11 protein-coding genes and 3 tRNA genes are annotated in these 13043 nt (G+C 57.7%); 5 read left to right on the top strand and 9 right to left on the bottom strand.

Annotation, left to right across the window (positions count from 1 at the left end):
- Nucleotides 1–76 precede the first annotated feature (76 nt).
- The 8 genes from L6966_RS10770 to bcp all read right to left on the bottom strand — a co-directional run bounded on the left by L6966_RS10770 (nucleotide 77) and on the right by bcp (nucleotide 8256).
- Nucleotides 77–724 carry an MBL fold metallo-hydrolase gene (locus tag L6966_RS10770; RefSeq protein ID WP_083091314.1) on the bottom strand — a complete coding sequence of 216 codons (648 nt, stop codon included), beginning with the start codon at nucleotides 722–724 and terminating at the stop codon, nucleotides 77–79.
- A gap of 16 nt (nucleotides 725–740) precedes the next feature.
- On the bottom strand, nucleotides 741–1832 hold the full coding sequence (locus L6966_RS10765; RefSeq protein WP_237233373.1) for an S-(hydroxymethyl)mycothiol dehydrogenase: 1092 nt from the start codon (nucleotides 1830–1832) through the stop codon (nucleotides 741–743).
- 90 nt (nucleotides 1833–1922) lie between these two features.
- Entirely contained in the window at nucleotides 1923–2702 is a 780-nt protein-coding gene (locus L6966_RS10760) for an alpha/beta fold hydrolase (RefSeq protein ID WP_237233372.1), read from the bottom strand.
- A 123-nt stretch (nucleotides 2703–2825) separates the two neighbouring features.
- Complete coding sequence (locus L6966_RS10755; protein WP_083091311.1) at nucleotides 2826–3932, bottom strand: YihY/virulence factor BrkB family protein; 1107 nt, start codon at nucleotides 3930–3932, stop codon at nucleotides 2826–2828.
- 174 nt (nucleotides 3933–4106) lie between these two features.
- Nucleotides 4107–5618, bottom strand: coding sequence for a malate:quinone oxidoreductase (locus tag L6966_RS10750; protein ID WP_083091310.1), 1512 nt, complete (start codon nucleotides 5616–5618; stop codon nucleotides 4107–4109).
- A gap of 113 nt (nucleotides 5619–5731) precedes the next feature.
- Nucleotides 5732–7510 (bottom strand): ABC transporter substrate-binding protein, encoded by a 1779-nt coding sequence (locus L6966_RS10745; protein ID WP_237233370.1) that lies wholly within the window; start codon nucleotides 7508–7510, stop codon nucleotides 5732–5734.
- A 124-nt stretch (nucleotides 7511–7634) separates the two neighbouring features.
- Nucleotides 7635–7716: transfer RNA gene (locus tag L6966_RS10740), tRNA-Leu, on the bottom strand.
- 69 nt (nucleotides 7717–7785) lie between these two features.
- Nucleotides 7786–8256: a thioredoxin-dependent thiol peroxidase gene (gene bcp / locus L6966_RS10735; protein WP_083091308.1), complete on the bottom strand. Its 471-nt coding sequence runs from the start codon at nucleotides 8254–8256 to the stop codon at nucleotides 7786–7788.
- 225 nt (nucleotides 8257–8481) lie between these two features.
- On the opposite strand from bcp, the gene L6966_RS10730 reads away from it, so the two are divergent.
- From L6966_RS10730 to L6966_RS10720, 3 genes are all read left to right on the top strand, one after another.
- Nucleotides 8482–9099, top strand: a complete 618-nt coding sequence (locus L6966_RS10730; RefSeq protein WP_180377821.1) for a MarR family winged helix-turn-helix transcriptional regulator — start codon at nucleotides 8482–8484, stop codon at nucleotides 9097–9099.
- Between the two features lie 129 nt (nucleotides 9100–9228).
- Nucleotides 9229–9301: transfer RNA gene (locus tag L6966_RS10725), tRNA-Lys, on the top strand.
- A gap of 195 nt (nucleotides 9302–9496) precedes the next feature.
- Nucleotides 9497–9569, top strand: a tRNA-Lys gene (locus L6966_RS10720).
- Nucleotides 9570–9655: 86 nt separating this feature from the next.
- Here the strand turns inward: L6966_RS10720 and L6966_RS10715 are convergent.
- Entirely contained in the window at nucleotides 9656–10108 is a 453-nt protein-coding gene (locus L6966_RS10715; RefSeq protein ID WP_083091306.1) for a hypothetical protein, read from the bottom strand.
- A 432-nt stretch (nucleotides 10109–10540) separates the two neighbouring features.
- Here L6966_RS10715 and L6966_RS10710 point away from each other — a divergent pair, with 432 nt between their 5' ends.
- Complete coding sequence (locus tag L6966_RS10710; RefSeq protein WP_237233369.1) at nucleotides 10541–12382, top strand: acetolactate synthase large subunit; 1842 nt, start codon at nucleotides 10541–10543, stop codon at nucleotides 12380–12382.
- Nucleotides 12379–12888: an acetolactate synthase small subunit gene (ilvN, locus tag L6966_RS10705; protein WP_083091304.1), complete on the top strand. Its 510-nt coding sequence runs from the start codon at nucleotides 12379–12381 to the stop codon at nucleotides 12886–12888. The genes L6966_RS10710 and ilvN overlap by 4 nt, the downstream gene beginning before the upstream one ends.
- Nucleotides 12889–13043: the final 155 nt, after the last annotated feature.

Genomic DNA, 13043 nt, shown 5'->3' with positions numbered 1-13043 from the left:
AGGGTTAGACCTGCCCGCAACCGGTACCTGGTGGCTACCGGTTGCGGGCAGAAGGGCACGGGCACCGGGGGGGGGGCTAGTGACCGCGCTTAATCCAGGTTGCGAGCTCGGGGGCTTCAAGCCCGATACCGGTGGATTCTCCGTGGCCGGTGAGCACCGCTGTAGACTCGGGCAGGGTCAGAAGCTTGGTCTTAATGGACTCGATAATCGTTTCAAAGCTGGAGAAAGACCTGCCGGTGGCACCGGGGCCACCGGAAAAAAGGGTGTCGCCTGAGAAGACCACGCCCTCTGAATTATCCCAGCTGAGGGCTGGCGCGTAGAAGCAGACCGAGCCGGGGGAGTGACCGGGGGTAGCTAGCACATGCAGCTCAGTGGTACCGATGGTGAGGGTATCTCCCTCGGCCAGTTGCGCATCGAAATCCCAGGCGGGGTAGACCATCTCCCAGAGGGGGCGGTCAGCCGGATTGAGGTAGACCGGCGCATCAAAGCGTTCTGCGGCCTCTTTGGCCGAGCGGATATGGTCGTCGTGGGCATGGGTGAGCAGGATTTTCTGGACGCGGCGCCCGGCGACCTTGGCTGAAATTTTATCGACATCGTGGGCGGGATCAATGATAATAACCGACTCGTCGTTGCCAATAATCCAGACGTTGTTATCGACCTCCCAGGTGCCCCCATCAAGGGAGAAAGTACCCGAGGTAATGACTCGTTCAATGCGTTCTGACACGGTATCTCCTTGAAAGTTAGAGCTCAACGACCGAGCGTAGGACCTTGCCGGTCTTCATGGTCTCAAAGGCCTCGTTGACCTGGTCCAGACCGATACGTTCGGTCACAAACCCGTCAAGGTCAAGGTTGCCCATCCGGTAGTGGTTCACGAACATGGGGAAGTCTCGGGAGGGCAGGGTATCGCCGTACCAGGCTGACTTGATAGAGCCACCGCGACCAAAGACCTCGTCCAGGGGCGCCTCCCAGGTAGTACCGGGGGCGGGCACACCGACCAGGACGACGCGGCCAGCCAGGTCACGGGCCTCGAAGGCCTGCTTGAAGGTGGCCGCGACTCCCACCGCATCAATGACCAGGTCAGCGCCAAAGCCACCGGTGAGTTCCTTGATGGCCTCGACCGGATCCTGATTTTTGGAGTTGACGAGGTGGGTTGCCCCGTGCTCCCGGGCTCGAGCCAGCTTCTCATCGTCAATATCAACAGCGATGATGGTGGTGGCGCCTCCCAGCCGGGCCCCCGCCACAGCGGCAGTACCCACGCCGCCACAGCCAATCACGGCCACGGACTCACCACGGGCGACCTCGCCGGTATTGAGTACAGCGCCTAAGCCAGCGGTCACACCGCAACCCAGCAGGCCGACAGCGGCGTACTGGTCCTCATTCAGGTCAGCGTCAATCTTGGTGCACTGGCCAGCAGCCACCAGGGTCTTCTCAGCGAAAGAACCAATACCTAGGGCGGGGGAGAGCTCTGTACCGTCTTCTAAGGTCATCTTCTGGGTGGCGTTGTGGGTGGCAAAGCAGTACTGGGGCTTGCCCTTCGCGCAGGCACGGCACTCGCCGCAGACAGCACGCCAGTTCAGAATAACCAAATCACCGGGGGAAACATTGGTCACGCCCTCGCCCACAGCCTCAACGATGCCCGCTGACTCGTGACCTAGCAGGTAGGGGTAGTCGCTACCCACGCCACCCTCAACATAGTGATGGTCGGTTTGGCAGACTCCGCAGGTCAACACCCTCACCAGGGCTTCACCTTCGATAGGGTCTGGAACATTGATGGTGACGACCTCAACCGGCTCATTTTGAGCCAGTGAGACAACGGCTTTGACCTTATGCATGATACTCCTTGAAACACGGGGCTTTTTCACCCACCCGGCAGGGCAGGCCTCTAGCTTTAGGCTACCGTGTGCGGCGCTTAGCCCGCGAGTTCAGCTCACCCTGTGACGCGCTATGAAGTCGACAGCGGCCCTGCGTAGCTGACCGCTGGTCAGCACATTCACGTGGTCCCGGCCTGCTACGGAGTACCATTCCCAGTTCCCTGCTGGCAACAGCTGGCCTGCCCGCCTTGCCGTGGGGGCCACAGCGTCCCTATCACCTGCAAAAAGTAAGACGGGGCAGGTCGGACTGGGGCTGGGCGGTAAAGCCCCGGCAGCATGTGCGGTGAAGGCCGCTAGCCGGTCACGGGGTACCGGTGTGGACTTGAGAATAGCCTCAAAACCAGAGGGCACCGGCCCGGCACCGGTGAGAGCCCGATTCAGGCCGGGGAAGTGGTTTTCGAGGGGCATAGCACCCGCGATGAGGCTGGCAGCACGGGGGCGTGCCGCCCCGCCCGGGCTATAGGCCTCCTGCCCGGCCAGCTCCCAACACACCCGTGCCCCAAACGAAAATCCGACCAGATGCGCTAGGGCAGGTAGGGTAGCCAGATAACCGGTAAGAGCGCTCGCGGTGGCAGCTATCAGGTGCGTCTGCCCATCGAGAGCGATATTGACCTGCCGGGTGCTAGCTGAGTCAGAAGATTCAGCTGACCGGTGGTAGGGCAGAGTAAGCAGATGGACGGCTGCTCCGGCCTGCCGGAACTGGTGAACCCAGCGGGTTGCCACCCAGTTGACCTGCGGGGTAGAAGCGAACCCGTGCACCAGAACCAGGTGCTGGCCTTCAAGAGGCCGCTCTGCGCCGCCCCCGTTCCCACCCGGTTCAGGAAGATTCATAATACTCACATAGGGCTCGTGCATTTCATCCCCTCATATAGAACCCCGGCGACCGCGAAAACGCGGTCGCCGGGGAAGGCGCAGGGGCGGGGTACCTACCGCACTCCTACTAGCTCAGCGCGTCTACTGACCGCTCTTGCCATCCTGCTTCTTTGCCATTTCGGCGAAGTCTACGCCGTTGTGCTGCAGACGAATCTGGCGGCCCTCTTCAACCAGATTTTCTTTTTTCTTCTGGAGCTTGATGGCCATGGTGTCATCGCGCGGCGGCAGACGCAGCGAGTCTTCCGCCTTGATGCCTGCCTGGAGTTCACGGCCACGCTGGATTTCAGCATCAATCTGGGCACCGAGTAAGAGGACGTTGTTCATAATCCAGATAAAGAGGAGCATGACGATGACGCCGCCGATGAGGCCGTAGGTGGCGTTGTAAGAGCTGAAGTTGGAGACGTAGAAGGAGAAGCCGACACCGGCCAGAGCCATCACAACCAGGGCGATGGCGGCACCGGGGCTGAGAAAGCGGAACTTGGGTTGCTTGACGTTGGGGGTGGCAAAGTAGAGCAGGCTGATTAGGATGACTGCCAGGCCCAGCATGATGGGGTAGCGGAGCCACATCCAGATACCGATGAAACTGCCGAGCTCTATAGCAGGGATGGCATCTTGGATGGCGGTGAGTACGTCTACAGATGAGAGCAAAACCAGCATCATGGTAACGATGATGAGCACCATGACTGCGGTGACAAGCAGGTTGAAGGGGCGCAGCTTCCAGATGGGGCGGCCCTCAACGACGCCGTAGATTTTGTTCATGGCGCGACCGAAGGCACCGGTGTAGCCCGAGGCGGTCCAGAGAGCGCCAATTATACCGGTGACTAGGGCGAGACCTGCAGCGCTGGAGCTAGTGAGCTGGGTGATGGGGTCTTCGAGTAGGGTCAGCATTTCTGCCGGCGCGTAGTCTTGCAAAAAACCCAGGATGGCGTCGGTAGTTTGTTGCCCCTGGCCGAAAACACCGAGGAGCGAGACGACGGCCAGCAGGGCCGGGAAGATAGAGAGCACGGTGAAGTAGGTCAGCGCGGCAGCAAGATCGGTGCAGCCGTCGTTGGTGAATTCGCTGAGGGCACGCTTGAAAATGTACTTCCAGCTGGAGCCACTCACGTCTGAGAGCTTGGCGGGCTTGGATGCTTTTTCGTGGGCGTCTTCTGTGTGAGATCTACTGATGGTCTGTTCTTCTAGGGCCATAGCCTGTTCCCTTCGGGCACTGTCATTTAATCAGTAAACATCTTATCAGTACCATGATTGATGCTAGGGCGGCGCAGGTGTTCCCCGCTATGACCAGGTGCCTCGGAATACACCGGGGCGCCTAGTCTGCCTTCTTGCCCAGTGGAGGGGAGGGGCAGGCCATCTAGCTACCAGCTAGTTGTTGATACCGAGAACCCTGGCTGTGTGGGCGAAAAGTTCATCTGCCAGGGCATGGTTATCGTTGAGCTTGACCCCGTAGCCGGGTACCAGTTCTTTGATGCGGGGCTCCCACTGGCTCATCCTAGAGGGGAAGCAACGGGCGAGTAGGGTGAGCATGATGGGTGCAGCGGTGGAGGCGCCGGGGGAGGCACCTAGCAGGGCTGCGATGGAGCCGTCACCGGAGGCGATGAGCTCGGTACCGAACTGCAACACGCCACCCTTCGTAGCGTCCTTCTTGATGACCTGCACGCGCTGCCCGGCTGTGATGAGCTCCCACTCATCGGGGTGAGCGGTGGGGTAGTACTCGCGTAGGGAGGCCACGCGCTCATCACGGTTCTTGAGTAGCTCACCGAGGAGATATTTGGTGAGGTCCATGTTGTCGAGCCCAGCGCGAATCATGGGGACGATGTTGTCCAGCCGCAGGGAGAGGGGCATATCGAGCAGGGAGCCCTGCTTGAGGAAGTTGGTCTTAAAGCCGGCGTAGGGGCCAAAGAGCAGGGAGCGCTTGCCGTTCACGTAGCGGGTGTCGAGGTGTGGTACAGACATGGGGGGCGCACCTACGGAGGCCTGCCCATACACCTTGGCATTGTGCTTGAGGGCGGTTTCTTCGTTGGTGTTGCGGAAGAAGAGACCCGAGACGGGGAAGCCACCGAAGCCCTTACCTTCCTTAATGCCTGACTTCTGCAACAAGTTCAGGGCGCCGCCACCGGCACCTAGGAAGACAAACTTGGCGCGAATAAGCTGGCTGTGCTCGGAGTTCAGGCGGTTTTTGACCTTGATGAGCCAGCTACCGTCAGACTGCCGGTCGAGGCCGGTGACCTGCTGACCGTACTGAACGGTCACACCGTTGGCAACCAGGTAGTCCACCATCTGTTGGGTCAGGTTGCCAAAGTCGACGTCGGTTCCCTCCGGCGCCCAGGTCGCAGCAATCTTCTGGCTCGGCTGGCGCCCCTCTACGGCCAGTGGGGCCCAAGCATGAATCTGCTCGATGTTGGTGGAGAACTCCATCCTCTCAAAGAGTTTTTGGCCCTTAAATGCTTCAAAACGCTTGTCTAAGTAGCGTGAATGGTCTTCGCCGAAAACCAGTGACATGTGGGGCACCGGATTGATAAAGTTGGCGTTCTTAAGTCTGCCTTCTTCAACGAGTGAGGCCCAGAGCTGGCGGGAGACCTGAAACTGTTCGTTGATGCCTAGCGCCTTAGCCGGGTCGACGCTCCCGTCGGGCCCTGCGGGTGCGTAGTTGAGTTCGCACAGTGCTGAGTGGCCGGTGCCCGCGTTATTCCAGGGGTTTGAGGACTCTTGGCCGACTTCATCGAGCCGTTCAAGCAGGGTGATGTTCCAGCTGGGTTCTACTTCTTTGAGCAGTACACCCAGGGTTGCGCTCATGATGCCGCCGCCAACCAGGACGACGTCTGTCTTTACTTCATTAGCCACGTGGTTAACACTCCAGACACTGGTAAGTCTTATGCACCCTTCGTTGGGTACCTATGTGGTGTGGGGCTCAGGCACCCCAGGTCCTCTTTTAGAGTAGTACAGATAGGGCGACCTACCTAACACAGCAGCCTGCGTTACGGTCTTTTCTAGGTGTTGAGAGCGACGGTGGCGAAGTCGTCAATGCAGGTGGCGCTAACAGTGTAACTGATGACGCGCTCGCCCTGTGAGAGCCCCGAAACCGGGTAGAAGAGTGGGACGGCGGGCATGAGCTCGGCGATATCTTCGTTGATGCTGCGGTAGGCATCACGCCAGGCACCGATATCGGTGAGGGTATCTGCCTCGGCGATGGCTCGTGTGATAGTGCCATAGCTCGTGGTTGAGACACCGGTTTGGGTATCTGAGTTGGTGGGGCTAGGTGAAGGGCTGCTTGTTGATTCCGAGGACGCTGGTGTTTGGCTGATACTAGCTGGCGCGGTGGCTGCGGGAGCCAGTATTCTGCCAAGAAAAGCTGTAGGGTCACGGTAGGCGCCTACGAAGCCGGTAAGTTCAAGCCCGAAATCGGGGTGGGAGCTGGCAATATCTTCGCTACCCTCATCGTCCCAGCGGTAGGGTTTAGGCACGATAGTAAACCCGGCCTCGACCAGGTCGGCAGCCACCATCGAATAAATGGCTTCTGGTGAGGGCAGTGACGGCAGGGAAAGATTGGTGGGGTAATAGAAGTCGATAGAATCGCCCTGATACTCTGAGGCCGCTAAGAGCTCCTTGGCGCGCTCAAGGTTATACCTATAGGGCTGACCCATGTCTTCATTTTTCATCTGAAAGAGTGCTGGTAGAAAGTCACTGGCGGTGTTGGTGCCCTGGGGGTAGTAGGTTCCAGAGAGAGCTGAACGGTCAATCGAGCATGCCAGAGCCTGCCTGGTTCTCAGGTCTGCGAAGGCCGGGTGCGAGAGGTTGAGCCCCAGATAGGTAATGGCGTAGGGGTCACGGGACTGTACCGCGTAGCCGTCCAGCGCCAGGGGAACGTAGTCTTTAAGCGCTACCTGGTCGTAGGCATCGATATTGCCCTGAAGCAGGTTGTAATAGCGTTTTTCTGGGTCAGGGACGGTGGTGAAAACCAACCGTTCAACCTGCGGTGCCTTACCCCGGTAGCCGGTATGACGAGTGAGCGTGACGGTTTGTTCCTCCCATGATTCAAGGGCAAAAGCACCGGTGCCAACGGGGTGGGAGCTGAGGGGGCCGCTAGAGGTCATCAGTGAGGGCAGGACGATACCGTAGGCGGGCTGAGTGAGTACCTTCAAGAAACTGCGGGAGGGTCGTTCTAGCTGTACGCGCACAGTTGTAGCATCAGCTGCCTCCCACTGCGCTACCAGCGGTTTCAGCTCTGGCTCTGTGGTGCCACCTGCCCCCTCCTGCTGGGGTAGCGAACCAAAAAGTAGGTGGAAGGGCTGTGTGATATGAGTGAGTTCTTGACGGCCGAGACGGGCCCAGCGATCAAAGTTAGCGGTGATGGCCTGGGCTGTGAAGGCTGTGCCGTCACTAAAGGTAACGTCTTCATTCAGCGTGAAGGTGTAGGTGAGACCGTCATCTGAAATCGACCACTCACGGGCCAGAGCCGCGACCGGTTCACCGGTGTTGACATCGGCTCGCACCAGTGGCTCTAATATCTGAGCCGAGATGCGGTGGCTTTCGAGGCGGGTTGTATAAGCCGGGTCAAGAGAAAGAATTTGGGCGCTTTGGGCGAAGCGAAATGTGAAAGGGTCGGGAGTTTCTGTTGCGGCCCCGGCGGGAGCGGGTTTCTGCGCGGAGGGTGATGACGAGCAGGCGGTCAGGGCAAGACCTGCAGCCAGAGCAGCCCCCCAGCTCAGAGCCGCCCTACGGGTTACCGCCCCTGTGGCATCGACTCTCTTTGCAGGCTCAACAGTCACAGCTTCGCGCCCTCCTGAGAAACAACTAGCCGGCTACCTCACGTCCGGCCATCCTTATCTTTACCTTAAACTAAAAACCCGTCTAACCGGAATCAACCGAGCTAAACGGGTCTTACATGTTGTGTGCGCGAGGAGGGACTTGAACCCTCACGCCGTAAGGCACAGGAACCTAAATCCTGCGTGTCTGCCAATTTCACCACTCGCGCCTATGATGCTGTTAGCACAACAGAGACCATGCTACAGTACCGCACTGGGATTTGCTAACCGGCGCTGCGCTAGCTGTCTATTCCTAGGTCACGGCGGAGCTTGGCAACATGCCCCTTGGCCCGCACGTTGTATTGAGCTAGATGTACAGTACCCTGCTCATTGATGACGATTGTTGATCGAATCAGCCCCACGTATGTCTTGCCATAGTTTTTCTTTTCACCCCAGGCACCGTAGGCCTCGGCCACCGCGTGGTCTTCGTCAGAGAGTAGGGGGAAGGTCAGGCTCTGACCCTCGGTGAATTTTTCAAGGGCTGAAACCGGGTCGGGGGAAATACCTACGACGGTGTAGCCGTGAGCGGTCAACGATTCTAGATTGTCTCTGAAATCGCAGGCCTGGGTGGTGCAGCCGGGGGTAGCGGCCTTGGGGTAGAAATACACAATCACCTTCTTGCCTCGCATATCAGCCAGGGAAACCATTGTTCCGTCGGCTGACTGTAACGAAAAATCCGGTGCTGGGGAACCCGGTTCAAGTCGAGTCATCGCTGACTCCTTTCACACTCTGAAACCACTGTCACGCTAAATATAAATTTTAGGAGGGGAGCTCTTCGGCTCCGCACCCTAGCTTAGCAAGAGAACGTAACCCAGAGAGGCCGGAAACGGGGAGCTGTGCCAGGGCAACTGCCCCATTTGCTCAGTATGCGTTGATTTGTGTCAGTAACTAGCATGTCTAGGCACATAAGTGGTAAACATGCTTATAATGGGCCTATGCCAGAAATTCGAAATTGGTCGATTAATCGACTCCTCTCTACTGCAGCTCGCATGCTGGAATACAGCTGGAACGATCAGCTCAAAGCCCTGGGGCTCACCCACGCTGGCGTAACCGCCCTGGGGGTCATTGCCCGTGAAGGCATGATTTCTCAGGTGAAGGTTGCCTCCCTCGTAGGTGTTCAGGCACAGACCATGGGTAAAACCCTGGCTCGCCTCGAAGCTCACGGCCATGTCTTCCGTACACGCAACACCATTGACCGCCGCAGTTACCTGCTCGGTATTACTGAGGAGGGCCGCCGCGTTCTTGCTGAGGCTGAGAATATTGACCGCAAACTAGGTTCGGTCGGTGATCTTTCCAGCCCTGAATTCCGTGAGATGCTGATTCATATTATTGAGAGTCTCAGTGAACAGCAGGGTGGTCGTGAGGTTCTTGCCGACGTCACTCAGGAACACTCAACTCAAATTGGAGCGATTTCAAGTTCTTTAGCGGAGGCGCCGTCGGCACCAGCTGATACTCCCGAGGTTAATGTGGCTGAGTCTGCGGGGGAGCGTGTCAATACCGCTGTGATGGATGTGATTACCCCAGAGATGCTCGCAGAACACCAGCAAAAGTAGGTGGTTGCGGGGCTCCCTCTGCCCCGCCCCTGCGAGGTTACCTCTGGGCATGACGGGCGGGATTTGCGCCCGCTCTGAAAGGTGCGTATAGTAGAACCCGTTGCCCAGGCAGGCCTGGTCAACACGTCTGCGCCTCTAGCTCAATTGGCAGAGCAATTGACTCTTAATCAATGGGTTCTGGGTTCGAGTCCCAGGGGGCGCACAGAAGATGAGAAGCCCGACCGGTCAACCGGTCGGGCTTCTTGGCGTTCGGTGCGAGGTGAGACGGGCTCCACCCCTGCTGGCTAAAAGAAAAAGGTTTATGTAAACCATCACACATAGATTGTTTGATTTGCGCCCGCTCTGAAAGGTGCGTATAGTAGAACCCGTTGCCCAGGCAGGCCTGGTCAACACGTCTGCGCCTCTAGCTCAATTGGCAGAGCAATTGACTCTTAATCAATGGGTTCTGGGTTCGAGTCCCAGGGGGCGCACAGAAGATGAGAAGCCCGACCGGTCAACCGGTCGGGCTTCTTGCTGTCAATAGGCTACCCGAGGCGAGCTTACTCTCAAAAAGAGGTTAGATTTTCCAGGCATCGATGATGACCCGTTTAAAATCTTCAATATCAAGCTCCTGGTCAAGTACTCCCGTTCCCTTAGCAGTCTCAACCACCATCTTAGGCTCAAAAGTGAGGGTGAAAGATGTACCGTTGGTGGATTCTAATCCGAAGGACAAATCGGAGAGTTCGAAGGTTCGCGCTGCGTTGGTGTTATCAATGGAGCTAGGAGTACCCGTACCGCGCACCTCGGGAAGAGTTAGAGGGGCGATGACCGCTTCACGAGGGGTATCTCTGTACCCAATCAAAAAGTGGGTCTGGTTTTCCTCGTGCAGCGCGGCTACATCGGGGTTGCGGTAAATCGATGAACCGGTAGCAAAAACCAGGTTGTAGGCCCCGTAATTAATAATCTGACTGTCAAAGACAGTATGCAGGGCCTTGGCGATTTCACTACTGGTGAGCTGGAGTGCAGTCATGCCCTCAGTCTACGTTCTATAGGGTGGCCTCTGCTGTGAAAAGACCTGAGGGTTGCTATAAGTCGTTAAATGACGCCCCGGTAACTCACAGCTGCAACACGCCGTAAGACGCAGCGGGTGGGCCATGCAAATATTCTTTTCCATAGCGAAACATAAATGTCACATTCTAAGACCAGTTTGACCGGGGGCGCTCTGACCTCAACAATAAGAGGTATGACATCACGCCAGCAGTCACAGGTTATTCTTGTGGTGCGTCTCCTGAGCGAGCGCGCAGCATGAGGAAAGCTTTCGTGTCCTAGCGTGCGCACCCTTCGCTCCACCAGGCGGAGGGTTTTTTTCTAGGTTCAACCGCAACCCCGGCTCACCTACTTTTATGGGCGTACCCACCGCTCACCCACAAGATCATCTTCAGACCACCACGAGGATCACCAAATGACAGCGGGAAATCCCATCAACCCTGCAGATTTAGCTAAAAATCTGGGTACCACTAACGGCCCAGAGGCTTCACAGGTAGAGCGTATCACCGGCTCTCAAGCCATCATACGTTCCCTGGAAAAACTGGGTGTCACCGATATCTTCGGTCTGCCCGGCGGCGCGATTCTACCTACCTACGATCCCCTTTTTGACTCAGAGCAGCTCAATCACATCCTGGTCCGGCACGAGCAGGGCGCAGGCCATGCCGCTGAAGGCTACGCTATTGCCAGCGGCAAGGTCGGTGTCGCTATCGTCACCTCGGGGCCCGGTGCTACCAACCTGCTGACCGCTATCGCCGATGCCAACATGGACTCTGTGCCAATCGTCTGCATCACCGGCCAGGTCTCCTCAAAGGTGATTGGCACCGATGCCTTCCAAGAGGCTGACATCGTAGGCATGACCATGCCCATCACCAAGCATTCTTTCATGGTGCGCGATGCCCAAGAGATTCCTCGCTGTATCGCCACCGCCTTCAAAATTGCGGCAACCGGCCGCCCGGGCCCCGTCCTTGTGGACATTACCAAGGATGCCCAGCAGGGTCTCATGAACTTTACCTGGCCCCCTGCCAACACCGACCCCCGCGGCTATAACCCAGTCACGCGCGGTCACTCCAAGCAAATTCGCGAAGCAGCACGGCTGATTACAGAGTCCAAGCGCCCCGTGCTCTACGTCGGCGGCGGTGTGGTGCGTGCCGGAGCCTCAGAAGAGCTCATGAAGCTGGCTAAGACCATTGGCGCGCCGGTGGTAACCACCCTGACCGCCCGCGGGGCCTACCCTGACTCTGACGCTCAGAATCTGGGTATGCCCGGCATGCACGGCACCGTGCCTGCCGTGACGGCCATGCAAAAAGCTGACCTGCTCATTGCCCTTGGCGCTCGCTTTGATGACCGTGTCACCGGCATGGTAGACGAGTTCGCTCCCGCTGCCAAGGTTATCCACGTAGACATTGACCCGGCAGAAATCTCGAAAATCCGCGTTGCCGATGTGCCCATCGTGGGCGATCTTCGCTACGTCCTGCCCGAACTGAACGAAATTCTCACCGAAGAATTTGCAGGTTCCCTGCCCAATCTCACTGACTGGTGGACTCTGGTTAACCGCTTTAAGGAAACCTTCCCCCTGGGCTACACCAAGACCGATGACGGCCTGGGTTCCCCCCAATACGTTATTCAAAAGCTCAGTGACATGACCGGCCCTGACGCCTACTACGTCACCGGGGTGGGGCAGCATCAGATGTGGGCGGCCCAGTTCATCGATAGCGAGAAGCCCCGCCACTTCATTAACTCGGCAGGCCTGGGTACCATGGGCTTCTCCGTTCCCGCCGCTATGGGTGTAAAGGTCGCTTTCCCCGACTCTGTGGTCTGGGCGATTGACGGTGACGGTTGCTTCCAGATGACTAACCAGGAGCTAGCCACCTGCGTGCAGAACAACATCCCCATCAAGGTTGCTATTATCAACAACTCCTCCTTGGGTATGGTACGCCAGTGGCAGAACCTTTTCTACGATGGCCGTTACTCCAACACCCACCTGAAGACCGGTATGGGAACTGAACGCGTCCCTGATTTCGTCAAACTTGCCGAAGCCTACGGTTGCGCAGCGCTTCGCTGCGAGCGGGACGAGGACGTAGAAGCTACAATCGCTCGGGCACTTGAGATCAATGATCGCCCCGTTGTCGTTGACTTCAATGTCAGCCCCGACGCGCTGGTCTGGCCTATGGTTCCTTCGGGCGTCTCAAACGACCAGATTCAGATTGCTAAAGATATTTCACCCTCCTGGGGCGAAGACAACGAGGAGATGCTATGAGCCGCCACACCCTATCAGTTCTCGTAGAAGACAAACCCGGTGTTCTGGCCCGTGTGTCTGGCCTCTTTGCTCGCCGCATGTTCAATATTGACTCTCTAGCGGTGGGCCCCACCGAGGTCCCCGGCATTTCTCGTATCACCGTGGTGGTAGATGCTGAAGGTGTGCTGCTGGAACAGGTCACCAAGCAACTCAATAAGCTGATTCACGTGCTTAAAATTGTGGAGCTGCCTGATGACCAGTCGGCGCAGCGTGACCACATCCTCATTAAGGTCAAGGCCGATGCGGCAGCCCGTATTCAGGTCACTCAGGCCGCCGACCTTTTCAGAGCCAAGATTGTTGATGTTTCGACCGAGTCTGTCATCATTGAAGCAACCGGTTCAGCCAACAAGATTAACGCCCTGCTCGAAGTGCTTGAGCCTTTTGGTGTGCGCGAAATTGTTCGGGCCGGCACCATCGGCCTTTCACGGGGGCCCCGCTCCATGAGCGAGAAGGCGCTCCGTAGCTAAAATGCCGCTGGGTGGGCGAGGTAGTCAGCGCAACCCAGGCTCATTTCAAAATATGGAACCTGTGTCTCAAAACAAGTGTAGCCAGCTACGCTAGACACTGAAGGTTCACTCAACCCAAGGTCACGTAGCGTCAGCTACCCCTCAACCGATCAAGG

Origin of the sequence: Rothia nasisuis (assembly GCF_928381405.1) — a bacterium.
In the GTDB taxonomy this organism is placed as follows: domain Bacteria; phylum Actinomycetota; class Actinomycetes; order Actinomycetales; family Micrococcaceae; genus Rothia; species Rothia nasisuis.
The sequence above is the reverse complement of the archived record's forward strand: the minus strand, read 5'-3'. Positions and strand labels throughout refer to the sequence as shown.

Bases quoted from the DNA above. Each gene is read 5' to 3' on its own strand.
- L6966_RS10730 (WP_180377821.1), top strand. From the start codon at position 8,482: ATGCCAGAAATTCGAAATTGGTCGATTAATCGACTCCTCTCTACTGCA.
- L6966_RS10710 (WP_237233369.1), top strand. From the start codon at position 10,541: ATGACAGCGGGAAATCCCATCAACCCTGCAGATTTAGCTAAAAATCTG.
- bcp (WP_083091308.1), bottom strand. From the start codon at position 8,256: ATGACTCGACTTGAACCGGGTTCCCCAGCACCGGATTTTTCGTTACAG.
- L6966_RS10755 (WP_083091311.1), bottom strand. From the start codon at position 3,932: ATGGCCCTAGAAGAACAGACCATCAGTAGATCTCACACAGAAGACGCC.
- ilvN (WP_083091304.1), top strand. From the start codon at position 12,379: ATGAGCCGCCACACCCTATCAGTTCTCGTAGAAGACAAACCCGGTGTT.
- L6966_RS10715 (WP_083091306.1), bottom strand. From the start codon at position 10,108: ATGACTGCACTCCAGCTCACCAGTAGTGAAATCGCCAAGGCCCTGCAT.
- L6966_RS10765 (WP_237233373.1), bottom strand. From the start codon at position 1,832: ATGCATAAGGTCAAAGCCGTTGTCTCACTGGCTCAAAATGAGCCGGTT.
- L6966_RS10760 (WP_237233372.1), bottom strand. From the start codon at position 2,702: ATGAATCTTCCTGAACCGGGTGGGAACGGGGGCGGCGCAGAGCGGCCT.